Genomic DNA, 23764 nt, shown 5'->3' on the forward strand with positions numbered 1-23764 from the left:
CGATGAATTAGTGATTACTTTGTGCTGTACGTAAGCTGCTTTGTGACACAGGGCGTGTCGTTAAGGTTACGCGGCGGTCAAACACGTTGTCTTCGTAGTTATTTGAATCGGCAACACTTTGCTGCTCACCAAAGGCGGTTGCGGTTAAGCGCGTATGAGGCACACCTTGTTTAATTAAGTAGCTTTGCACTGCATTTACACGCTGTTTTGAGAGCATTAAATTAGCCAATTCATCACCACGCTGATCTGCAAAGCCATTTAAGTCGATAGCCAAATTTGGCTGGGCAATCAATAACTGCGCGACTTTGTCGAGTTGATTAGCAAAGTGTGGGGCAATTTCGCTAGAGCCGGTTTTAAACTGTACCGTCATCGCCAGTAAGGTGTTTAATTGGGCTTGTAGTAACTGCTCTTTTTCGTCAGCTAATAATTCAAGCTGCTCACTTAGTGCTGCGTTATCGGCAATCACTTGTTGGTAATCAGCGGTTTGCTCCTTCATTACAACTAATGCGTGAGCTTGTTCATCAATGGTGTTGTCTGCCGCTTCTTTTTCACCAATTAAGCCACCAGCAAACGCGCCAATAAATGCTCCCACTGGGCCGCCGACTATGCCGCCAACAACTGCGCCAGCACCTAAGCCAATGGCTGTTTCTTTTGGTGTTTCTTGTTTAGTTTGACTCGCAGCATCTGCAAAAGGGGCTACAGATACAGCAGATGTGATAACAGCGGCAATAATTAATTTTTTCATGGTTTAATCCTTTTTCTACTTAATTGCTTGGCAACATTGGTTGGTGTTGCAAACTTGGTATGGAGCTATTAAAACAAGTCGAAATGGCAATAAAGGGGATCAAAAAAGGCAAACTGCTGAGCAATTGTGGCAGAAAAATGGCAATCGCGTTTTTGCCAGTACGCAAGGCAAAAAATTAGGTATAGTTCGCTATAGAAAGAATTTAAGTAAGTATTAGCAATGAAGAAAATAGCAATCGTTGAAGATGAAACTGCAATCCGTGAAAACTACACAGAAATGCTCAGCGCTCAGGGCTATCAGGTTGTAGGCTTTGCTGACAGATCCAGTGCTGAACTGGCATTTAGTCAATCTTTACCAGATTTAGCCATTGTTGATATTGGCCTTGGCCATGAAGTGGATGGTGGTTTTTTACTTTGCCAAACATTACGCAGTCTTTCTAAAACCTTACCGATTATATTTTTAACCGCCCGCGATAGCGAAATTGATACCGTATGCGGTCTGCGCATGGGAGCCGACGATTACTTAACCAAAGACATCAGTATGGCGCACCTTGCTGCTCGAATTGGCGCATTGTTTAGACGCCTTGATGCCTTCGACCAACCCGCCGATCAAACCGCTCTTTTGCATCGCGGCCCATTAAAGTTAGATACTCAGCGCATGCAGGTTTTTTGGCAAGAGCAACTGGTTGATTTAACTGTGACAGAATTTTGGATGGTGCATTCACTTGCACAGCGTCCAGGTCATGTAAAAAGCCGCAACGAATTAATGAGTGATGCCAAGATTTATGTTGATGACAGCACTATTACTTCTCACGTAAAACGTATTCGTAAAAAATTTATTGCTTTAGATGGTGCATTTGACTGCATTGATACCGTTTACGGTATGGGTTATCGCTGGGAGCAAGCTTAATGCTGCGTTTTGGGCTTAGAACAAAGTTTATTTTCTTATCCTGCTTTTTATTTTTATTGCCTTGGCTTGGCTATGAATATGTTTGGGAAATGGAAAAGTTCTTAAGACAAGGGCAAGAAAAAACCTTAGTAGGCACCACCCGCGCACTCGCAACCGCATTACATGAACGCCCCGCTTTGTTTGACTCGCAAACCAACTTTTTAGATCAAGTTGTAAAAGGCCGAGATTTATACGCTTACAACCTAAATAACCCGATTCAGCTTGATGGTAAATTGTCGGAGTGGCAGCCTTACCAAAGCTTATTTTGGCATTATGACAAACGCTACTTACAGGGGCTAAGCAATGAGCATCAAGAAAGTGATCTAAGTTTTGATCACATGGTAGGCAAGTACGAAAACTACCTTTATGCGGCATTTAAAGTCACTGACAGCTCACTGGTGTATCGTGCTAAAAATGTGCTTAGCTTTACCCGTAATGATCACTTACAGATCATGTTAAAAACACCTGAAGGTGAATTTAAAAGTTATGTGGTGGCTGCCCGTCAAGATGGTTGGGTTAATGCCTTTGATGCTACGACACAAGAGCCGGTCACTAAAATCCAAGGCTATTTTAAAAGCACCGATACGGGTTACAACATAGAGCTGCGTTTTCCGCTTTCGATGCTAGGTAATAAGCTTGGTTTTGCGATTGAAGATTGGGATGAAGACAAAGTTGAGCCTCAGCTAATGTCGACCTCAAACCTGCAAAACCCAAATGATATCGGCTCAGTTTTAGTGCCTTCACCAGAAATTAACCGTATTTTGAAAGGCATGGGCCACAGTGGCAGTCGAATTTGGGTCGTCGATAACCATCATCGTGTCCTTGCGCAATCAGGCTCAATTCATCATGCCGATGGCGTTTGGGCAGACGGCTTAAAAGAGGAGCCTGCAACAACATGGTGGCAACGCTTTGAGCAAGATTACTTACACCCACTTTACTATAAAATTTTAACTCGCCCAGAAAATGAGTTTATTGATACCTTGCATGATGTCGCAGCGATGCAAGGTACTCACATAGCCAGTGCTTTAAATGGTAAACCCGCATCATCATGGCGCTTAACCCCAGATAACAAAGCCGTTATTTTATCGGCGGCCTACCCTATTTGGATCCAAGATAAAGTCATTGGTGCAGTAATCGCAGAAGAAACCACCAACGGCGTGCGCACTCTGCGTAATAAATCCTTAGAAAAGCTCTTTAATGTGATTTTAGCGGTGATGCTTGTTGGTACTGTGACACTGTTCTTTTTTGCTTCAAGAATTTCCAGCCGTATTCGCCGCTTACGTGATAATGCCGAGCAAGCTATTGATGCTCAAGGGCGGATCACTGGCAAGATTACTTATGCCGATTCGAATGACGAAATTGGCGACCTTTCTCGCAGCTTTGCCAACATTGTTAGCCGTTTAAGTGGTTATACTGATTACTTAGAAAATATGTCATCACGACTCTCCCATGAACTTCGTACGCCTGTGGCTGTTGTACGCTCATCACTTGAAAATTTACAAATGCAGCCGCAATCTGAACTGAGTCAAAAATACCTCGACCGTGCCAGTGAAGGGGTTGAGCGGTTAGGTAAAATTATTACCACCATGAGTGAAGCAACGCGCCTTGAACAAAGTATTCAAAATGCCGAGGCAGAAGAGTTTGACCTGACCAAGGTGATCACCGGCTGCATGCAGGGCTATCAAATAACCTATGGTGAAAGCCTATTTACCTTGTCGCTTTGTAAGGAGCCGTTAAATGTTAGTGGCGCACCAGAATTTATTGCGCAATTACTCGATAAGCTCATCAATAATGCACTTGAGTTTAAAACCCCGCAAAGCACAATTTCAGTCAGCTTAACCAAGCAAGAGCAGCATGCATTATTAAAAATCAGCAACCAAGGGCCTTTGCTCCCTGACGGTTTAGTTGAACACATTTTCGACTCAATGGTCTCGGTGAGAAGTCAGCAACATCAGCAGCAGCCACACTTGGGTTTAGGCCTTTATATTGTAAGGCTTATTTGCGATTACCATCACGGTAAAGTATTAGCAGAAAATTTAGCTGATGGCACAGGTGTTGTATTCACTGTGGAGCTGCCTATTTAATAAGCATATTTGCGTTACATATGATTACAGTTTAATGACTGGGTATTCACCGATAATTCAGATTACAGGACGTAATATTTGTAATACAAAAGGCAAATTATTCTTTGGAGGGCATCATGCGATCTGGATTACAACGTGAAGAGATTGAGTTCATTATGGGGCTATTTAGCTATAATGAAGCAACCGATAAACCAGCGGCTCCAAAAAAGCAGCCTGTAAAAGCTGACACAAAAAAAGTTGATACAGCGCAATATAAAGCAAACTACAAAGCAACTTATTTGACCTAACTAAGGGTAGCTCATTACAATGGCGCACCTTTGGAATATAACGCCTTGTAATGAAAAAACACTCACCTAAAAAAGAACTGATTTTACTGCCCGTTTTGTTCGTGGCTATTTTGCTTTGTGTTGCAGGTCACTTCCTACTCCAGCCTAACTACCAAGACAGCCATACCGTTGAGTATTTACTCGCTGCACTGCCATTTGCCTTGTTTGGATTAGTGATTATCGCCTTTAAAGTTGCCAGTAAAAACGATAACCAAGAATAGATCAAAGAACGTGATAGCCAAACCAATCGGGCTTCATTGCTTGAGCTTGCCCGCTTGGCGTTAATTTTATTGATAAGTTGCTATCTAACAAATCAATCGCAAAACAATCGTCTACATCGTGCAAATCATCTTTATGAAGATGAGTCATTCCAGCCAATAAAGACTCTTTAGCGCGTTGCTTCGCTTCTTCACTGCTACGGGCAACGTACAATGCAAAATCATGTTGCTCCGCAAGACTATCAGCTCGGTAAGCACCTAAATTCACAAAATATAGTTTTTCTGTTTGGTGATGCGCAGTATCAACCACTTCGACCTGATAGCCATCGATGTGCTGAATTTGCATGTAGCTATCCATGTGCACATTGCTTTTATCACCCACCCACTGTGCTTTTAGTTTTGAGTAAGTTTGCTCAATGTTATCGCCTACGACAAATCGAACGTCGTGCATTTCAATGTGGCAACCTTGAATACGACCGCCCAGATAGACTAAAAAAAGCGCCATGTTTTTCCTTATATTAAGCTTTCAACATTAATGTTGTGCTTTTTAATTAATTTATAAAAATCTGAGCGATTACGTTTCGCAAGCTTTGCGGCTTCAGCAACATTACCCGCTGACATTTTCAGCATATTAATTAAATAATCTCGCTCAAATTCTTTTTTTGCATCGTTTAACGAAAGCGGCTCAGCAATACTTACATTACTATTTAATGCACTCTCTACTAACTGAGCGGCAATCACTTTACCAGGTGTAAGGGCTACTACCTGCTCTATTACATTTTGTAATTGACGAATATTACCCGGCCAGTCATAGCGCACCAAAGCATGCATTGCATCATTGGCAAACTGCTTTTGCTCTTGCCCCATACGTTTAGCAATTAGACCTGCAAAATGCTGTGCTAGCAAACTTATATCTTCTCTGCGTTCACAAAGCGGAGGCAGTTTTAAGTTCACCACATTTAATCGGTAGTATAAATCTTCACGAAACTGCTGATTGCTAATTGCCTCAGGAAGATTCTTATGAGTCGCCGACACTACCCGCACATCAATTGGGATCTCTTCTTGAAAGCCCACTGGGCGAATGGTTTTCTCTTGTAAAACCCTCAGTAGTTTTACCTGTAAATTTAGCGGCATATCACCAATTTCGTCTAGAAAAAGGGTACCACCTTGTGCTTGTTGAAACAAACCTTGATGGTCTTTGACTGCACCTGTAAATGCGCCTTTTTTATGCCCAAACAATTCAGATTCTAAAAGCTCTCCCGGCACTGCGCCGCAGTTAATTGCCACAAATGGCCCATCACTAACATGGCTGTGTTGATGTATTGCTTGTGCAAGCAGCTCTTTACCTGTGCCGCTGGCACCGGAGATCAACACATTCACTTGCGTTGGACCAAGCAATTTAACTTGCTCAAGTAGATGCAACATCGCGCCGCTACGGGTGACAATATTCGTTTGTGTGGGTGTTTCATCACCGTGTACACCATGGATCTCGATAGCTTTAGCAAGGCTGTCGAACAGCTCATCTTTATCAACCGGTTTGGTAATAAATGCAAATATACCTTGCTTCGTCGCTTCTACTGCATCAGGTATCGAACCATGTGCTGTCATCATAATCACCGGCATTGAAGGGTAACGACTTTGTAACTGGCGATGTAGAGCCATGCCGTCCATTTCATCCATTCTTAAGTCGGTGATCACCGCATCGTAGGTTTGGTTTTTTAGCATTTGTAGTGCCTCAATGCCACTTTCAACTGTGTTTACCAAATAACCTTTTGACTCAATTCTAATCGCTAGTAACTTTAATAAACTCGCATCGTCATCTACTAATAAAACCCGTGCTTTTGTTACTTCATTCATGGTTACTGCTCCTTGGTTTCTTCACGTAGCAGAAGTTGTTGTTCGATAGTCGCAAGCGACGATAAGGTTTTTTCCATTTCATCACTCAGTGCTTGCTTAGCTTGTTTCGCCGCTAAATTCTGTTGTAAATATTGCTTTTGTAACCATAGATACTGCTTAATATCATCTGGCCAATAAAAAGCATGGTCACTTTTTTCAAGCTGATTAAGGGCTTTTTCTGGCTCTGAAGCACCGAGTAAACAAATTGACTCAAACAGACGCTTTAGCTCATTTTCGCCAACATAATTTGATTTATCAGAACTCGATTTAAAGCCACCGCACTTGGCAGCATGCCAAGCAATGACAGTACTTGCAGGCGGGTATAACGGCTCACTTTTCGGCCGAGGCTTGGGATTAGGTTGCCCTTGAGGCTTCACATCTGTTGTCGGCTCTACTTGCTCTGGCTCGACATGCTTTTGCGTGATCGTGCACCCTGTTATAAAAAGTGTGCCTATAACAAGCATAAAACTGGCTTTATTCGCTAAGCCCATATCAGTTAACTCCTTGGGTTAATTGAATTGGTAAAATGGCTGTAAATACACACCCTTGTGGCTCATTATCTGTAATAGAGAGCTTACCGTTTAATTGTTCAACGGTTTCTTTAACTATGGTTAAACCAAGCCCGCTGCCCATTTCAGTATGTTGTTTTGCATTCTTACCTTGGTAAAAAGCCCCAAATACAGCTGCTTTTTCAGTATCCTCTATCCCTACTCCTAAGTCGCTAACACTCAAAATTAACTGTCCCTGCTTTAAGCTTGCTTTTATTGTCACTGACTCATGTTCCGGCGAAAACTTTAGCGCATTTGAGGTGAGTTGAATAAGCACCATTTCAAGTAGCTCAATTGAGATAAACAAGGTTTTATTTGGTAACTCGTTAACCCAAGTAATGGATAAATCACGCGCTGATAATCGGTGCTCAAAATGACGCTCAATTTTATTCATCATCAAGTTAAAGTTAAGCTCGCTTAGGCTTTGCTTACTCGTGCGAATAGCGTTGTAACTCAATAAGCTTTCAATCATGGCTCTGAGCCGCACCATACTTTGCGTTATTAGCTCAAGGACGGCTTGTTGCTCGCTATTGATTGGACCAACAATTTCATCTGTAAGTAAGTCTGTGCCTTCAACCATAGAAGCGAGGGGAGTTTTTAATTCATGTGTCACATGGCGTAAAAACGTATCTTTTTGCTGCTCAAGCATATGTAACTGTGCTTGAACCCATTCTAGTTTATTACCTAATTCAACTAACTCTGACGAGCCACGAACTTGAATTTTTTGCTGCCAATGGCCTTGCCCTAGTTTATCAATCACATGTGTGAGTTCCCTAAGCCGTCCGCTGATCCGCCAAAGAAACCCGCCCCCGACCAATAACGTGAGAGGAATTAACGCAACTAACCAATTAATAAATGAAGCTTGAAGTGCTTTTAATTGCTGCTGATTTTTTGTGATGCGTAATTCATTTTGTTCTTTGAGCCAATTTGTTTGCTCACTGATAAGCTTACTAGCGGGTGCAAACAGCTCACCATCTTGCTTTTGTTCTATTAATAAATGTTGATGCGCAAACTGTAATACCTCAGCCAATTGCCGCCACTGTGAGACATAATCAGCGGTTGGGCTTAAAAATATAAGTTCATCGACACTTTGCAGTGACGATTGCCACTTATTGGCAATCAAGCTATCGAGGGATTCACTTTTAAGCACCCAATTTTGTCGAGTTGCCCTTTCTAAGCTATTTAAGTCTTGTTTGAGGTTATTAAATGCTTTAGTGATTTCGTAATTGTCACCGACGATTTCTTGAGTCACCGCTAGCTGCTTATTAAGCGCATTTAAAAATAAAATCACCACCAAAGATAACGGTAGTAAAGACAGCAAAATGCTACAGACGAACTGGCCAATAAGACTAGGTCGCCAATTGAGTAACTGTTTTATTTTTATCGCTACTGTATTTTGCATATTCACTCTCAACATAATTTCAGATGCTGATTATTAGTGAACAAACTTAGACACTCGCTGAATCCGACCTTAAAAAGTACTAATTTTTACCCAAAAACCGATACAAAGTTGCTATTTGGCAACATGCTAACTAATTGAAATAATAAGGATAAACTTTTAACCCCTGAAAATCGTTGCAAAAAAGACACAACACCCTGTAACTATTTCGCATTCAAAACCACATAAAAACCATAAACCATTGATAATTAAAACCTTTCAACATTGGCACTGATTTTGATTAGTACTAAGCAAATTAGTTATTTAGGACACAAAATGAAAGTAACGGCCCAGGTAGCCACCCTGCTTATAAGTCTCATCTCGCTAAGTAGTTATGCACTAGATTTGCAAACAACGTTTAACGAGCTTGATAAAGACAGTAATGGCTTTTTGAGTGAAGCAGAAGCATCTGAAGATGCATTATTACATGGCAACTTTACGCAAATTGATAGTAACCAAGATGGCCAAATTTCATTTTCTGAGTTTCAGTCGTTTATTCAATAGGAGATTGTAATGAAACAACTTTTAGCTGCATTCTCGCTGATGTTTTTAGTTATCAGCGCCACTGTTTTAGCATCACAAATGGATGTTCGATTTGCTAAATTTGATACAAACGCCGACGGCGAGATTTCATTAACTGAAGCAACTAAACACGATAACTTACTTAAGCAATTTGCTGATCTGGATGAAAACGGCGATCAGGTTTTGTCTGAACAAGAGTTTGAAAAATTCAAACCTTAACGGCTTAAAGTGCTTGCCATAATCCCAGAGGGAATGTGTAAACGGATTTAAATTTTGGGAGTTAAATTATGGCAAGCACTTTTATTTATAGAGGAGAGTAATTATGAGAATTTTCTGGCTTGCTTCATGCACCTTAATTACTATAAGCTTCAATAGCTTAGCATTGGATGTAAAACAACGATTTGATCACCTCGATAAAGATAAAAATGGTTTTTTATCTGTGCAGGAACTGTCATCACAACCGCACTTGCAAAAACGCATAGCGCAGTGGGATACAGATAAAGATCAACAAATCTCGCTCCTTGAATTTAAACACTATTTAACAAACAAGAGTTAAAATAATGTCAAAATTAACCTTTGCCAGCCTAATTTTATGTGGTGTATTTAGCACAATAAGTTTTGCTGCAGATAGTATTGGTGAAAAATTTAAACAACTTGATCGTAATGACGATGGCTACCTGACTCGTTCAGAGTCAGCGAGAGATCCTGCTCTGTGGTCACGTTTCAAAAACTACGACAGCGATAAAGATAATAAATTATCGCTCAGTGAATTTAAGGTCTACGCAAGCAAATAAAGAGTTACAGTTAATTATTTACCTGCTGCTGAGTTGCAGTTTACTGCAACTCTGATACTGTTTTCGTAAATCAATAAAAACTATTAGAAGATTATGAAACTCATCATCAGCTTACTAGCAACAGCTTCACTTAGCTGCTTTGCCAACACCACAGTTATTTACAATGTAAATGGCTACACGCCAACCTATAAAGGTGAAACCCAACACTTTTCAGCACTGGTTTTTAAAGACGGTAAAGTCGTTAAAACAGGTAATGATTCAATTAAAAACAGCTTCCCAGACGCCACCGCAATTGATGGTAAACAAGCCACACTATTGCCTGGTTTGGTCGATGCTCATGGCCATGTAATTGGTTTAGGGAATAACCTTTCACAACTTGATGTCAGGAATACGCGCTCGGCAGATGAGGTTGGCAAAATGCTGGCTGAGTTTGCCAAAGATAAACAAGGTTGGATCATTGGTCGCGGTTGGAATCAAGAGCAATGGCCTGGCGGTGAGTTTCCAACTGCAGCTGATTTAGACAAGTATGTAAAAGACAAACCTGTGGTACTTTCTCGCGTTGATGGTCATGCAGTATGGGTTAACTCAAAAGCCATGGAACTTGCAGGTATCGCTAAACAAACTCCCTCTCCTGCCGGCGGTGAAATTTTAAAGCTAGATTCTGGGTTACCTTCAGGGGTATTCATCGATAAAGCTGAAACACTTATTACCCAGCATGTACCAAAAGCAAGTCATGCCAGCATAAATACAGCATTAGATAATGCAGGTGAACACTTGCTGAGTTTGGGTATTACATCAACCCATGATGCTGGTATCGATTATGATACATGGCAAGTGTACAAGCAGCGCTCTGAGCAAAATACCCTCCCCGTAAGAATCGTTGCCATGTTAAGTGCAGCCGATCCTCAACTAGAAACCATGCTCAAAGCCGGAAAATATAAAGACATGAATGACATGCTGTCGATTCGCAGTGTCAAAGTGTATGCAGATGGTGCTTTGGGAAGTCGAGGCGCAGCTCTAATCGAGGAATACGCAGATCGTAAAAATCACCACGGCTTAATGCTTGAAACCCAAGAAAAACTTGAGCAACTATTCAACTTAAGCTTTGCTCATGGTTTTAGTGCGAACACCCATGCCATTGGTGATAAAGCCAATCATGTTGTGCTAGATGCCTATGAAAATGTATACAAAAAAACCGGTGGGATTTTACTGCGTAACCGAATTGAACACGCACAAATTGTTACTCCTGAAGATATCCCTCGTTTTAAAACGTTAAAAATTATTCCATCAATGCAGCCTGTTCATGCAACCTCTGATATGCATATGGCAGAGCAGCGCCTAACTGAAAAACAACTTGAAGGGGCGTATGCTTGGAAAACCTTTTTAGCGCAAGGCTCAATAATTGCAGCAGGTTCTGACTTTCCTGTAGAGCTTGCTGATCCGTTTGATGGATTATATTCAGCCATTACACGAATGGATCATAATCAACTTCCTGAAGGTGGCTGGCGACCACAAGAGCTGCTATCGCGTGATGAAGCTTTGCGTGCTTTTACTTTAGGTGGTGCTTATGCTGCACATCAAGAGTTTAAGGTAGGTAGTTTAGAGCAAGGAAAGTGGGCTGACTTTATTTTGATTGATAAAGACTATTACAAAGCCCCAGTTTCTGAAATCCACGATATAAACGTGACACAAACTTGGATTGCGGGCGAGCTAAAATATAAAAAAGAGGAATAATATTACTCGGCGTCAGCTTTTTGCTGACGCTTTAATTTAATGATGTGGTAAATATTCACAAACGCCAGTAAACCATTTGTGAAGGCAACCGGGACAGCACCAATTGCCAATCCGTAGAAGGTAAATGCAATACACCCTGCTAGGTTAAGCCAACGTAGTTTTACTACATCGCTCATTGTCAAAGAGGCAACCAACAGTGCTGACGCTAAATAGCCTAAATATTCCCAACTCAATTGTTCTCTCCTAGGCTTTAGGTTAGCATTGGAGCTTGTCATTTTTTTTTGACGCACTCAGTGCTACTTTGACAATAAAATAAAAAAGCTAACTTACTAAAAACCTTGTAAAGCTTAAGAATAATCTTGGCTTTAAAATCATTACACGGGAAATGAAGGTATCAGTAACGTGAAACACCTTACTAGCAAGTTAGCGTAAATTCTTAGAATCTTAATGCTAACGTCATTAAGATGTAATAAATAGGACAATTGTCCGAAGAGCGGCGTTAATGTTTCAATATCATTTTTCAAGCTATCTTGTTGACCAATTACTGACATTTGCTGGCAGTAGTTTTCAACAAGCTAAAAAAGAAGTGCTGATCCACCAAGATCAACCCTTGTCAAAACTCGTATTAGTGAGAAACGGCACAGTGTCGTTCAGTTATGACGTGGGGAATGGCCGACGCCTTCTTTTGGGCCAGCTTGATTGTAACAATACACTGATTGGTGAGATTGAAGCTCTGAATAACTACCCGTGTATTTACACAGTTACGTGCTTTAGCGATGTAAGTTACAACCTAATTGAGCTTAAACATTGGCGCACACTACTATTAGAAAAGCCTGAGTTAAGCTTATACACAGCGCAAACTATTGCTGCTAAGTTCCAAGAAAACCAAAAAATAAACTTAGATAAGCTGCTATTACCACTTAGCTACAATATAGCTAAAGATTGCTTATTAAGAGCTGAAAACAGCAACCCAACACTACTGCGTGCTTACCCTACCGTGAATGCTGAAGCTGAGCGCTTTGCCACCACCGAAAGAGCGTATAGACGCGTAGTTACAGAATTAGTTGAAAAAGGCTTAGTGCAGCGAAGCAATCAAGGTTTACAAGTAGTAGATATCGACAAGCTTAGCGACTACGTAGAAAGTTTTGCACAGTTATAAATGTGTTACAAATTTTTCTTAAATGCTTTAAAATAATATTACCAAACTGAAAAGCAAAGTCAGCACAAGTTCAGTTGGATAATCTATAAATATTCATAGAGTTAAGCTTCTTTACTGCAAAGCTCTATATTATAATTTTGCAAAGCGGTGTGTTATCAGCTGTTGCACTTGAAAGATAAGACAGAACTTTCTTATTTTATTAATGAAAGTATATATAATGTTCACTTGACGTATATATAATGTACGCTTATCCTTCAATAACAGATAACCATGTGTGGCGTTTTTTCGGTGCACAAACCGGTACTATTTGCTCTAATAAAAGTCTGATTACTTTACGAGAAAGGAAAGAAAGGTAACGATTATGGGAAACAATGAATTTAAACTAACCAAGCTAGCGCTAGCGTTAGGTGTCACTTTAAGCTTAAGTGGTTGTTTGAGTGATGATGACAAAAACGACACAGTGCCTGAGCCACCAGTTCCAACACAAGATGTAGCAGTTCCACCTACGGCAGCTGAGACTCAAGCAGGTGCTATCTCTGTTAGCTTAATTGATGCTACAGGCGAATTGCTTGATGAATCAGTGACGGCAACCATCACATTTACATCTTCTGAAGATGGCTTACTAAGTGTTGCTGGTGATGCACTTTCTGATGAAGACAAGTCAACCACAGATGGAGCTTTCAGCTTTACTCTTGAGTCGATCCCTGCTGACGGCGTAACTTACGATTATGTTGTTTCTGCTGAAGGATACTTAAATAATTCTGGCTCATTCACAGTAACAACTACTGAAAACGTAGCAGCTGATGAAATCCGACTAACGCCACGTAATTTAGCTGATTCTGATGTTCCTATTGTTGCGGAAACAAAGTCATTAGAATCTTTAGTACCTGAAGGTGAAAATACAACTGTAGCCTATGATCCAACAACCGGCTTAAGTGTTTCTGGTGATAAAGAAGAAATTGAACTTCCTCAATCTGTAAACAAAGCTGGCGTTGCTGTTGGTGGTACTACTGTTAAAATTAAAAATGGTACTCAGTTTTTAACTGCTGACGGTACAGCTTTAGAAACAGTGCCTGAAATCACTGTGGCTTACTTTGCCAACGAAGCAACACGTAATGAAACTGAAGCTGATAACGCTACAGTTGAAAATTCATCTCTTGATGCATTTCCTGGTGGTTTAGCCCTTTCTGTTGCAAACCCTGATGGCTCAGATTCAAATGTTTCTGGTTCATTTACATCAGGTGGTTTCGTTGCAATCGAGCTTACTGATGATGCTGGTAATAAAGTAAAAACATTCGGTGAAGGAAACTCTCTTACTGTTGCAATGCAGGTAGATCAGAATACTTCAAACCCATGTCCAGTTTCAGTTCCGGCTGGTACAACTGACCTTTCGGCATATGCAGAAGCTAATGGCTACAGCATGGGTGTTTGTACGTTAACTTCTCCAACAGCTCGTAAAATCGCTGTAGGTGATGTATTCCCAGTTTGGAGTTATGATGAAGACGCTGGTAAGTGGTCTTTTGAAAACTATGGTGAAGTTACAGACAATGATAGTGCAGACACGTTTGATGTTTCTGTAGACGTTAATCACTTATCTTATTGGAACTTAGATTACTTCAACAACAATCAATGTTCTAGCGTATCATTCGATATTGTTGACAGTAACGACCAACCAAATGCAGGCCGATATAGTCTAGTAATTGAGAACAACGGTTTCCGCCGTAATGTTCGTAATTTAAGAGCTAATAGAGGCGATTATTCACAAGCTAATATAGCTAATCCTCCTGGCTTCCCTGTAACATTGAAAATACGTCAAAATGGTGCAAACGTTTTAGCCGGTTTAGCAAGTGATGCAGGTACTACTGCTACGAAATTGAGCGTTAGTAATATTTGTGATTTAGATGGCGAAACTTTAAAGCTAACTACTTCAAACCCTGGCATTATTTCTAAGCAAGTTACTACTCAGTTAGTTTGTAGTAACACTGAAGACTTTGATGTTAACGCTGATCCAGTTCCTACACCTACATATTCTCGTCTATTCTCAGGTAATGCACTTGTAAATACTTACTATGGAGAAGGTGCTACATTTAATGTTGCTTTAGAAGAAGGTTCAAGCTATTCAATTAGATATTATGACTATGGTAATAGACAATGGCTTTCTCAAGATTTAGAGGTAAACACAACACCTGTAACTCTTGATATTCCTACAGTTTGTGAAGTTGTTGAGCAACCAATCACTGGTGGTACTGGTTCATCTGGCTCAGGCGGTAACGGTGGCTAGTCCACAACGCTAATAAAGCTTTTAAAACCGCGCTTATGCGCGGTTTTTTATTGCCTTTAAAAAATATACATAAACACCAAGTTTCTCTTTTGTGATAAGCATCAATGCATTTACGCTGCTTAAACTACCACTATTATCAATGGGGAGTTTTACGCACTTAATTAAAGACAATAAAAAAGGCCCACTAAGAGCCTTTTATGAATAATCTGAACAAGGTTACTTTTCAAGTAAAATGTCGTGGATGTTCGCTAAATCAGACTTACCTTCGATAATTTCGTCTGGCGTTAGGCCTGAAAGCTCATGAGGGAACACTAACCACTCTTCAGACTCATGAATGAAGTAATCTGGCACCATGTCTACCTTTGAGTTCTTCGGCTTGTAGTAAGGGCATGCAACGCGAATATCACGTGGTAGGTTTAAACGCATTAACTCCGAAAGCTTTTCTTTTAATGCAAAAATACTGCGGCCAGAATCAAAAACATCATCAACGATTAGTAATGAGTTATCTGCATTGGCATTTTCAATGATGTAATGCAAACCGTGAACTTTGATCTCTTTAGATTGCTGGTTAATACCGTAATACGAAGAAGTACGCACTGCGATATGGTCAGTTTCGATGCCTTTGTAATCGTAATATTCTTGAACTGCGATACCAATTGGAGCACCACCACGCCAAATACCAATGATGAAATCAGGACGGAAACCATCTTCATAAACTTGTGCCGCAACACGAAATGAATCTTCAAGAAGCTGCTGCGCAGTGATATAGCACTTATCTGACATAAATAGAGACCCCAGTGTGAATTGATCATTCAAGTGTAGCTAATTTAATAAAAACTAACCACAGGATGAGAAAATGTGGGGCGTGATTTTATACTAATTTACTCAAAAAAGCTTGTATCAGTTTGTAAAATTCCCCTTTAGATCAAAAAAGCCCCTTAACTTAGATAAAGTTAAGGGGCTTAATGAAAAAGATAATTGCTTATGCTTTTTCTAGTAATGTTCTTGCAACGGTACGCATACCTTGTGTTGTTGCGCCTGCAGCCCACTCGCTTGTGCTACCCATGTTAAATGCAGCAGCAAGGTCAATGTGCACCCAACCTTTCCCTTCATTTGGCACAAAGCGTGATAAGAAACCAGCCGCATTGGAAGCACCACCGTAGCCACCACCTTTTTGTGGGCGGCTATTTGCTGTGTCAGCATATGGCGACGGGCAATTTTGTTGGTGCCATTTTTCAAGTGGTAATGGCCAAGCAGCTTCCATTTCTTGCTCTGCAAAGTCTTGTACGTCACGTACAAGCTCTTTATCAAGACCAAACAATGCATTGTACTCTTGGCCTACAGCAACAAGCGCAGCGCCTGTTAAGGTTGCCGCATCAATGATTAATGGCGCGCCAGACTCACCTGCTGCCATTAAGCCATCAGCTAGTACTAAACGACCTTCAGCGTCTGTGTTAACGATTTCAACCGTTGTACCATTTTTATACGTTAAGATATCGCCAAGTTTGTAGGCGTGGCCTGAAATTAAGTTTTCAGCACAGCATAAGAACAACTTAATGCGTTTGTTGATACCACGGCTAATAGCAAGTGCTAAACCTGCAGTCACAGTTGCTGCGCCGCCCATGTCGCATTTCATGCCTAACATGCCTTCACTTGCTTTGATTGAGTAACCACCTGAATCAAACGTAATGCCTTTACCAACTAAAGCGGCTGCAACAGGCGCGTTTTCATCACCAGTTGGGTTGTAATCTAATGCTAATAATACTGGTGGACGTTCACTACCACGGCCTACCGCATGGATACCAATCCATTGTTGCTCTAATAAAGCATCACCTTTAATAATTTGGTAGCTTACGTGCTCAGGTGCTAGTGACTGAATAAACTCAGCTGCTTTACCAGCTAGGCTCTCTGGGAAAATATCATCAGCTGTGCCATTGATCATTTGACGAGCCCACGTCGCAGCTTGCTTTAAAGAAGCCAATTCTTTGCCGTCTGTTTTTGCATTTTCAACAAACTCAATAGCATCTAAATTCTTTGGTGAAACAAAGCCTTGGTAGAAAGCCCATTGTGTTTCTGTACACCAAACATCGCCCACTAAGGCAATATTTTTTAAGCCTTGATTAGCTAACGTACGTGCTGCTTTTTGTACGTTTTTAAGTGTATCTTGCTCAGTTAAATGAACAGTTGCGCCTTGTTCAGTAAAAGAAAGAGCGGCTTTTTCGCCCCAATGTGCGGCAGCGCCCTGCTCGCTAAGTTGAACTAGAAATTTTTCTGACATGTTAGAATACTCTTTGCGCTAAAAATGTTACTCGAGTTTACTACAGCCAACGTCAGTTCCCAACAGCTTGCGATAAATAGCATTATGAGATGTGGTTCAATCCTCGTAATGAATCACTTACAATAAAGAAAAACGAATTACTAAGAGCCATGAAGTTTACTCCCGCATTACAAACAGCTACCTTAATTAAACGCTACAAACGTTTTTTAGCCGACTTAAAAACTGCCGATGGCGTAGAGTTTACAGCTCACTGTGCTAATACCGGCAAAATGACGGGCTGTGCAGAGCCTGGATTTAAAGCGTTTTATTCAACCAGTGATAACGCCAAACGTAAGTTTCCTCAATCCTTGCAATTAACTCAGAACCAATTCGATCACTTAATATGTGTTAATACCGCTATTGCAAACAAAGTTGTGCAAGAAGCCTTAAATGCAGGCACGATTGCTGAACTTGTTGACTACCAGACAATTGCTGCAGAAGTAAAATACGGCCAAGAAAATAGCCGTATCGATTTTTTATTAACAGGTGAACACAAACCCCATTGCTATGTAGAAGTAAAATCTGTGACATTACTTTCACAAACAGAACCACAATCTGGGCAAGGGTATTTTCCGGATGCAAAAACTGAGCGAGGCCAAAAACATCTGCGAGAGCTAATAGAGATGGTGCAACAAGGACATCGTGCAGTGCTATTTTTTGCCGTTTTACATGAAGGTATCAATCAAGTGAGTGCGGCAAAACATATCGACTCAAAATACGCCCAACTTTTAACTGAAGCTATAGATAATGGTGTTGAAGTGATTGCTTATAAAGCAAAAATTTCGGCAGAAGAAATTAAGTTGCAAGAAAAATGTGATTTTCTGAACTAAGCTACTCTTTTACTAAAACGACAATAAAAGCACTATTTTAGTTGTATTATTTTTTTTTGCCCATATAACTTAGCAAATTTAAAAAATTTATGGATAGTTAAGGGCTTACAAAACCGCCCATAATTATTTGAGCAATCATTAGCGCAAGGTCTAGAGGATTAATTAAAAATAAATTTGCCTCAGTCTAATGATTCTGCTATTTATAGCCGCCGGCTAACGCTGGGCAAAATATTAAGGATTTAGGAGAAAGTTATGCCAGACCAAAAAAGACTAGGGTTATTGGCTCAGGCCGGGTTGGAACCATACCAAGAACAGCCAGGTGAAGAGTATATGAATGAAGCACAACGTGCTCATTTCAAAACAATTTTAGAAGCTTGGCGTAACGATTTACGTAACGAAGTAGACCGTACTAAATCGCATATGCAAGACGAAGCAGCTAACTTTCCGGATCCAGTAGACCGTGCAGCACAAGAAGAAGAATTCTCATTAGAACTTCGTACTCGTGACCGTGAGCGTAAACTGATCAAGAAAATTGAAAAAACGATTCAATTAATCAAAGAAGACGATTTTGGTTTCTGTGAATCATGTGGTATCGAAATTGGTATCCGCCGCCTAGAGGCGCGTCCTACAGCTGATTTATGTGTAGACTGTAAAACGCTTGCGGAAATCAAAGAAAAGCAATCTGGACGCGGTTAATTACATCCTTTAATTAGCCCATGTCTACCACAGCCGTTAACACGCCAATGCGTGAATATCGTGGCCGCTTTGCGCCATCCCCTTCAGGGCCATTACATTTTGGCTCACTTATAGCGGCTGTGGGGAGCTTCCTTGATGCAAAAGCCAATCAAGGAAAATGGTTAGTACGCATTGAAGATATCGACACAACGCGTGTTGTAAGCGGTGCTAGCGAAGATATATTACATACCTTAGAGGCTTACGGTCTTTACTGGGACGAGCCTGTCATATACCAAACCCAGCGTCATGAGCAATACCAAGCCATTGTTGACGAGTTAATTTCGCAGAACCTTGTTTATGCATGTCATTGCACGCGCAAAGAAATTAAAGCAATCGGTGGCATTTACCAAGGACACTGCCGGTATAAAAACCACGCTTTAACTGATTCAGCGCTACGTTTAACCCAGCAATTTGCAACCAGTCAATACCATGATTTAATTCAAGGTAAAGTGTATGTTGATAGCCAACTTGCCAAAGAAGATTACTTAATAAAGCGAAGCGATGGTTTATTTGCTTACCAACTGGTCGTAGTCGCCGATGATATTGCACAAGATATTACAAGAGTCGTTCGCGGCGCTGATTTACTCGAACCTACCGCACGACAACTCAGTTTGTTTAAGCAGCTAAATAAACCGGCCCCAGAATACGCCCACCTACCTTTAGCAGTAGCTAAACCCGGTTTTAAGCTATCAAAACAAAATTACGCTCCGGCAATAGCAAAATCAGATCCAAAGCCTGCGTTGTTCGATGCCTTGCGCTTTTTAGGCTTAAAGCCAGAAAGCTCACTTTTATCGTTAAATATCGATCAGATGTTAGCATGGGCTATTGAAACTTACCGCCTTGAACACATACCAAAGGTGCAAGAAATACAAGTTAGCGAGGATCCAAACTCTCCTTTTTGTAACTTTGTTACTATTGAAAAATAAATTGCCAATTTTAAAGGCCGGGTAACTTAATTTTTCAGCCCTGCTGGTATATGATAGCGACCCAAAGTGTGCGAATCATCAACACCTTAATTTAGCGCCATTTAAAACACACTGATTACACGTCAATCTCACATCGGCGAAGTATCAAACAAACGCTATACTTGATGAGTCGCAAAGTCCGCGTCGTAGGAGACAGATTATTATTTCTAAGCTTTTTCAATTTTGTCGGCAGATTATTGGCCCAAATGCCACGACATCAAGTGATGCTTTGCCAACGAGCGAGTTACCTTTGGTGATCGAGCGCAGTGAACATGGTATTTCGCGCAAACAATTTAGCCCAAATGCAATCAAAGTATTGTACCGCCTTAAAGAAGGTGGTTTTGATGCCTACCTTGTAGGTGGTTGTATTCGAGATATATTGTTAGGCCAACAACCAAAAGACTTCGACGTTGTAACAAACGCAACCCCTGAGCAAATCAAAAAGCTATTTCGTAACTGTCGCCTAATTGGTCGCCGTTTTCGTTTAGCCCATATCGTGTTTGGTCGAGAAATTATTGAAGTGGCGACCATGCGTGGCCATCACGAAGCCGAAGAAAGCAAAAATCAAATTAGCCAATCAAGTGAACACGGCCAACTCCTGCGTGACAATGTCTATGGCAGCATCGAAGAAGATGCTGAGCGCCGCGACTTTTCGATTAATGCACTTTACTACTCAATTAACGATTTTTGTATTTATGACTATGCCAATGGCATTAGCGCGATAAAAGCAAAACAAATTGAGCTGATTGGCGACCCAGAAACACGTTACCGTGAAGACCCTGTGCGCATGTTACGTGCAGTGCGTTTTGCCACCAAACTGGGAATGAGCATTGCACCTGGCACCGAAAAGCCAATTAAAAGCCTTGCTAACTTACTTGATCATATTCCGCCAGCTCGTTTGTTTGAAGAATCACTCAAATTGTTCTTAAACGGCAAAGCAGAAGAAAACTACTTAATGCTCCGCCAGTATGGTTTATTCAAAGCATTATTTCCTGCGCTTGATAAAATCTTAGATGCTAACCCTGAAGGCTTTGAACATACGTTTATCCTGCAAATGTTTAAAAACACCGATAAACGTATTAATGCTGATAAAAAAGTCACTCCAGCCTTTATTTTTGCAGCCTTATTGTGGTTCCCATTACTGAGCATTACTAAAAAGTTACAACAACGCGATCAACTTTCAGAGTACGATGCATTTGCACAAGCAATGAACAAAGTACTGAGTGAAAACGCGCAACAGGTAGCAGTACCAAAACGCTTCACCTTGGGTGCACGCGATATTTGGCATATTCAGCAACGCCTTGATAAACGAGGTGGTCAGCGTGCTTACAGGCTCACTCAACAGCCTCGCTTCAAGGCTGCCTATGATTTCTTACTACTGCGTGTGCAAGCTGGCGAAGAGCAGCAAAAAGAGCTTGCTGACTGGTGGACAACCTACCTAAGCCAAGACATCAATGGTCAAAAAGAAATGGTTAAAAGTTTAGGACACCAAGGTGGCCCTAAGCGCCGTCGTCGCCCACGCAAGAAAAAAGTAGACTAAGTATGAATACCGTTTATTTAGGTTTAGGTGCCAACTTAAACACACCACGTAAACAAATTCATGCTGCTGTCACTGCCCTAAAAGCATTAAAAGACGTTGAGTTTGTTTGTGTATCCCATGATTACGCAAGCAAACCAATGGGGCCACAAGATCAACCCGATTATGTAAATGCAGTCGCGTGTGTTAAAACTGCACTTAAGCCAGAGCAGTTGCTTGATTTAACTCAAGCCATTGAGCTTGAGCATGGCCGTGTTAGAAAAGAAGAACGCTGGGGTCCGCGTACCCTTGATATAGATATTTTATTGTTCGGTAATGACGTGATAGACACCCCTCGCTTAACTGTGCCTCATTATGGCTTAACAGAGCGAGAATTTGTTGTTTATCCCTTGTTGGAAATTGCACCAACACTTGTACTACCGAATAATCAATCACTTGCTGATATAACAAAAACGTTGCCTTTAAACGATTTACAACAACTCCCTCAGCAGTAATCAACCAAGGCTAAGCCTTAGAGGAAATTATGTCTAAAATCACCGTTTCAACTCTCAATAAAATGAAACAAGAACAACAAAAAATCACCGCATTAACGGCTTACGATGCCAGTTTTGCTAAATTGTTTCATGATAATGGCGTCGAGGTGATTTTAGTCGGTGACTCACTAGGCATGGTACTGCAAGGTGCTGATGACACCCTTGCAGTAACCAACACAGATATTGCTTATCATACACGTTGTGTACGTGCCGGAAGCCGCGAATTATTTGTGATTGCTGACTTACCTTTTATGACCTATGCCAACCCAGCTGATGCCTGTAAAAATGCAGCTGAGCTGATGCGTGCTGGGGCAAACATGATTAAGCTTGAAGGCGGCGAATGGCTGCACGACAGTATTCGTGCAATGACCCAACAAGGTATTCCAGTATGTGGCCACCTAGGATTAACACCTCAGTCAGTACATGTATTTGGCGGTTTCAAAATTCAAGGTCGTGAGCAATCTCAAGCCGATAAAATGGTCAGCGATGCAAAAGCACTTGAGGCGGCAGGTGCACAGTTACTTGTTTTAGAATGTATTCCAAGTGAACTTGCTAAACGTATTACTGATGAACTGAGTATTCCTACCATTGGTATTGGGGCAGGTAATCAAACTGATGGGCAAATCTTAGTAATGCACGACCTAGTTGGTATTTCGGCAGGTTATATCCCTAAGTTTTCAAAGAATTTTTTATTAGAAACCGGCAATATGCCAGCAGCAGTGCAAAAGTATTGTGAAGATGTAAAAAGTGGTGCTTTCCCAAGTACCGAACACGAGTTTAAATAAATGCAATCAATCACTGAAATTAAATCGTTACGCAGCCAAATCAAAGCTTGGCGTCAAGCGGGCCTGAGCATTGCGCTAGTGCCTACCATGGGCAATTTACACCAAGGTCACTTTTCACTTGTTGAAAAAGCCAAAACATTGGCTGATAAAGTGGTTGTGAGTATCTTTGTAAACCCGATGCAATTCGGTGCCAATGAAGACCTTGATAGTTACCCGCGTACACTAAACGAAGATAAACAAGGTTTAGCAGATCTTGGTACTGATATCGTGTTTACCCCATCCGTTGAGACGATTTACCCAAATGGTTTAGGCGAGCAAAGCTTTGTCGATGTACCGGGTGTTTCTATGGGTTACTGTGGAGGCTCGCGTCCTGGTCACTTCAAAGGCGTTGCAACCGTTGTCACTAAATTATTTAATTTGGTTCAACCTGACTTTGCTTGTTTTGGTGAAAAAGATTTTCAGCAGCTACAGGTTATTAAAACCATGACGCGCGACCTATCTATCCCAGTTGAAATTGTTGGCGTTCCTACTTGCCGTGAAATCTCAGGTTTAGCAATGAGCTCTCGTAATGGCTATTTATCTGATGAGCAAAAAGACACTGCAAGAGTACTGTTTGCCACACTAAATAATACTGCAACGGCACTTAAACAAGGCAGCGCAGACATTGCAGCTCTTGAGGCAGATGCAAAAGCACAGCTTGAAAAGGCAGGACTAAAACCTGACTATTATTCGATTGCAGAGCGCTCAACACTAAAACCAGCCACCGTGGCTGACAAACAACTTGTTATTTTAGCTGCTGCTTATTTGGGCTCAGTACGTTTAATTGACAATTTACAAGTTGAGCTGGATTAAATAGCAACAATCTGGGTAAGATGGATTGCAAAGAAAAGACATAAACTAGGGATAAGCATGAAAAAATTACCAGCAATTGCAGCAACATTGTTTGCTATGACATTACTGTCTGCCTGCTCAAACAAAATTGAAAACCCAGAAATGCAGCAATGTGCTCAGCAAAACTATCAATGCGAAGCGAGCTGTGAGCAACAAAGCACCGCTGATGGCTTAGTTCATAAAGTCTGTAGCAACAAGTGCATTGAAGCTTACAACCAATGTAAAGCCAATGCAGAAAAGTTAGGCGAAGTTAAATAACAACGACTCGCTTTTTAAGGCACTGAAAACCTATTCGGTGCCTGCACTCCCCTCCTCGATTACAATTTCACTCGCACAATTAAGCCTCTGGTAATTTTGTTCATATTTTTGTTTACCCTTTAAGCTATTCATATTAGGGCAAGCTTTCGTTCATTAAACTTCTCCATATTGGTGACGAATAAACAACTGCAACTGTGTAATTGTTTCTCACTAATTTCAA

Annotated in this window: 27 protein-coding genes; 19 read left to right on the top strand and 8 right to left on the bottom strand. The window is 41.0% G+C overall.

The annotated features are described in order from the left end of the window. Positions 1–7: 7 nt before the first annotated feature. Positions 8–745 (bottom strand): sortase-associated OmpA-like protein PdsO, encoded by a 738-nt coding sequence (gene pdsO / locus AN213_RS07745; protein ID WP_055198176.1) that lies wholly within the window; start codon positions 743–745, stop codon positions 8–10. A gap of 219 nt (positions 746–964) precedes the next feature. On the opposite strand from pdsO, the gene pdsR reads away from it, so the two are divergent. The 4 genes from pdsR (at position 965) to AN213_RS07760 (ending at position 4324) form a co-directional block, all read left to right on the top strand. After that, positions 965–1654, top strand: a complete 690-nt coding sequence (pdsR, locus tag AN213_RS07750) for a proteobacterial dedicated sortase system response regulator (protein WP_054560858.1) — start codon at positions 965–967, stop codon at positions 1652–1654. Then, positions 1654–3777, top strand: a complete 2124-nt coding sequence (pdsS, locus tag AN213_RS07755) for a proteobacterial dedicated sortase system histidine kinase (protein ID WP_055198178.1) — start codon at positions 1654–1656, stop codon at positions 3775–3777. The genes pdsR and pdsS overlap by 1 nt, the downstream gene beginning before the upstream one ends. A gap of 116 nt (positions 3778–3893) precedes the next feature. Then, positions 3894–4064 carry a hypothetical protein gene (locus tag AN213_RS20215; protein WP_156426462.1) on the top strand — a complete coding sequence of 57 codons (171 nt, stop codon included), beginning with the start codon at positions 3894–3896 and terminating at the stop codon, positions 4062–4064. A 50-nt stretch (positions 4065–4114) separates the two neighbouring features. After that, entirely contained in the window at positions 4115–4324 is a 210-nt protein-coding gene (locus tag AN213_RS07760) for a hypothetical protein (RefSeq protein ID WP_054551195.1), read from the top strand. Position 4325: 1 nt separating this feature from the next. Here AN213_RS07760 and AN213_RS07765 read toward each other — a convergent pair whose 3' ends face one another. From AN213_RS07765 to AN213_RS07780, 4 genes are read right to left on the bottom strand one after another with little or no spacing between them, the layout of a single operon-like run. After that, positions 4326–4826 carry a DUF1543 domain-containing protein gene (locus AN213_RS07765; RefSeq protein ID WP_055020994.1) on the bottom strand — a complete coding sequence of 167 codons (501 nt, stop codon included), beginning with the start codon at positions 4824–4826 and terminating at the stop codon, positions 4326–4328. Between the two features lie 8 nt (positions 4827–4834). Next, entirely contained in the window at positions 4835–6178 is a 1344-nt protein-coding gene (locus tag AN213_RS07770) for a sigma 54-interacting transcriptional regulator (RefSeq protein WP_055198180.1), read from the bottom strand. Positions 6179–6180: 2 nt separating this feature from the next. After that, on the bottom strand, positions 6181–6708 hold the full coding sequence (locus tag AN213_RS07775) for a hypothetical protein (RefSeq protein ID WP_055198182.1): 528 nt from the start codon (positions 6706–6708) through the stop codon (positions 6181–6183). Position 6709: 1 nt separating this feature from the next. Further along, positions 6710–8167 (bottom strand): HAMP domain-containing sensor histidine kinase, encoded by a 1458-nt coding sequence (locus AN213_RS07780; RefSeq protein ID WP_055198184.1) that lies wholly within the window; start codon positions 8165–8167, stop codon positions 6710–6712. A gap of 312 nt (positions 8168–8479) precedes the next feature. On the opposite strand from AN213_RS07780, the gene AN213_RS07785 reads away from it, so the two are divergent. From AN213_RS07785 to AN213_RS07805, 5 genes are all read left to right on the top strand, one after another. Beyond that, entirely contained in the window at positions 8480–8707 is a 228-nt protein-coding gene (locus tag AN213_RS07785; RefSeq protein WP_055020997.1) for a cag pathogenicity island protein Cag25, read from the top strand. A gap of 9 nt (positions 8708–8716) precedes the next feature. Beyond that, positions 8717–8944, top strand: coding sequence for a hypothetical protein (locus AN213_RS07790; protein WP_054551189.1), 228 nt, complete (start codon positions 8717–8719; stop codon positions 8942–8944). 103 nt (positions 8945–9047) lie between these two features. Continuing rightward, positions 9048–9281 (top strand): EF-hand domain-containing protein, encoded by a 234-nt coding sequence (locus AN213_RS07795; protein ID WP_054560866.1) that lies wholly within the window; start codon positions 9048–9050, stop codon positions 9279–9281. A gap of 4 nt (positions 9282–9285) precedes the next feature. After that, positions 9286–9519, top strand: a complete 234-nt coding sequence (locus tag AN213_RS07800) for an EF-hand domain-containing protein (protein WP_054560867.1) — start codon at positions 9286–9288, stop codon at positions 9517–9519. A 93-nt stretch (positions 9520–9612) separates the two neighbouring features. Beyond that, a complete protein-coding gene (locus AN213_RS07805) occupies positions 9613–11253 on the top strand; it encodes an amidohydrolase (protein ID WP_055198186.1) in 1641 nt (546 codons plus the stop codon). 2 nt (positions 11254–11255) lie between these two features. On the opposite strand, the gene AN213_RS07810 is transcribed toward AN213_RS07805, so the two are convergent. Further along, a complete protein-coding gene (locus tag AN213_RS07810; RefSeq protein WP_054560869.1) occupies positions 11256–11486 on the bottom strand; it encodes a YgjV family protein in 231 nt (76 codons plus the stop codon). Between the two features lie 269 nt (positions 11487–11755). On the opposite strand from AN213_RS07810, the gene AN213_RS07815 reads away from it, so the two are divergent. Together AN213_RS07815 and AN213_RS07820 are read left to right on the top strand one after the other, a co-directional pair. After that, positions 11756–12412: a Crp/Fnr family transcriptional regulator gene (locus AN213_RS07815; RefSeq protein WP_055198188.1), complete on the top strand. Its 657-nt coding sequence runs from the start codon at positions 11756–11758 to the stop codon at positions 12410–12412. A gap of 361 nt (positions 12413–12773) precedes the next feature. Further along, positions 12774–14693, top strand: coding sequence for a hypothetical protein (locus AN213_RS07820; RefSeq protein WP_055198190.1), 1920 nt, complete (start codon positions 12774–12776; stop codon positions 14691–14693). Between the two features lie 216 nt (positions 14694–14909). On the opposite strand, the gene AN213_RS07825 is transcribed toward AN213_RS07820, so the two are convergent. Next, positions 14910–15476, bottom strand: a complete 567-nt coding sequence (locus AN213_RS07825) for a phosphoribosyltransferase (RefSeq protein ID WP_054560872.1) — start codon at positions 15474–15476, stop codon at positions 14910–14912. A 199-nt stretch (positions 15477–15675) separates the two neighbouring features. Further along, the gene (gene pepB / locus AN213_RS07830) at positions 15676–16971 is read right to left on the bottom strand and encodes an aminopeptidase PepB (RefSeq protein WP_054560873.1); all 1296 of its coding nucleotides are present in this window, start codon (positions 16969–16971) and stop codon (positions 15676–15678) included. Between the two features lie 149 nt (positions 16972–17120). Between pepB and sfsA the strand changes: the two genes are divergently transcribed. The 8 genes from sfsA to AN213_RS07870 all read left to right on the top strand — a co-directional run bounded on the left by sfsA (position 17121) and on the right by AN213_RS07870 (position 23544). Beyond that, a complete protein-coding gene (sfsA, locus tag AN213_RS07835) occupies positions 17121–17840 on the top strand; it encodes a DNA/RNA nuclease SfsA (RefSeq protein WP_055198318.1) in 720 nt (239 codons plus the stop codon). Positions 17841–18092: 252 nt separating this feature from the next. Next, positions 18093–18536, top strand: coding sequence for an RNA polymerase-binding protein DksA (gene dksA / locus AN213_RS07840; RefSeq protein ID WP_054551179.1), 444 nt, complete (start codon positions 18093–18095; stop codon positions 18534–18536). Between the two features lie 20 nt (positions 18537–18556). Continuing rightward, the gene (gene gluQRS / locus AN213_RS07845) at positions 18557–19501 is read left to right on the top strand and encodes a tRNA glutamyl-Q(34) synthetase GluQRS (protein WP_055198192.1); all 945 of its coding nucleotides are present in this window, start codon (positions 18557–18559) and stop codon (positions 19499–19501) included. Between the two features lie 292 nt (positions 19502–19793). After that, on the top strand, positions 19794–21080 hold the full coding sequence (pcnB, locus tag AN213_RS07850) for a polynucleotide adenylyltransferase PcnB (RefSeq protein WP_236702902.1): 1287 nt from the start codon (positions 19794–19796) through the stop codon (positions 21078–21080). Positions 21081–21082: 2 nt separating this feature from the next. Continuing rightward, positions 21083–21571, top strand: a complete 489-nt coding sequence (gene folK, locus AN213_RS07855; RefSeq protein WP_054560875.1) for a 2-amino-4-hydroxy-6-hydroxymethyldihydropteridine diphosphokinase — start codon at positions 21083–21085, stop codon at positions 21569–21571. 29 nt (positions 21572–21600) lie between these two features. Then, positions 21601–22395, top strand: a complete 795-nt coding sequence (gene panB / locus AN213_RS07860; protein WP_054560876.1) for a 3-methyl-2-oxobutanoate hydroxymethyltransferase — start codon at positions 21601–21603, stop codon at positions 22393–22395. Beyond that, positions 22396–23247 carry a pantoate--beta-alanine ligase gene (panC, locus tag AN213_RS07865; protein WP_055021001.1) on the top strand — a complete coding sequence of 284 codons (852 nt, stop codon included), beginning with the start codon at positions 22396–22398 and terminating at the stop codon, positions 23245–23247. 96 nt (positions 23248–23343) lie between these two features. After that, complete coding sequence (locus AN213_RS07870; protein WP_370625252.1) at positions 23344–23544, top strand: hypothetical protein; 201 nt, start codon at positions 23344–23346, stop codon at positions 23542–23544. Positions 23545–23764: the final 220 nt, after the last annotated feature.

The organism is Pseudoalteromonas sp. P1-8, assembly GCF_001399985.1.
GTDB lineage: Bacteria > Pseudomonadota > Gammaproteobacteria > Enterobacterales > Alteromonadaceae > Pseudoalteromonas.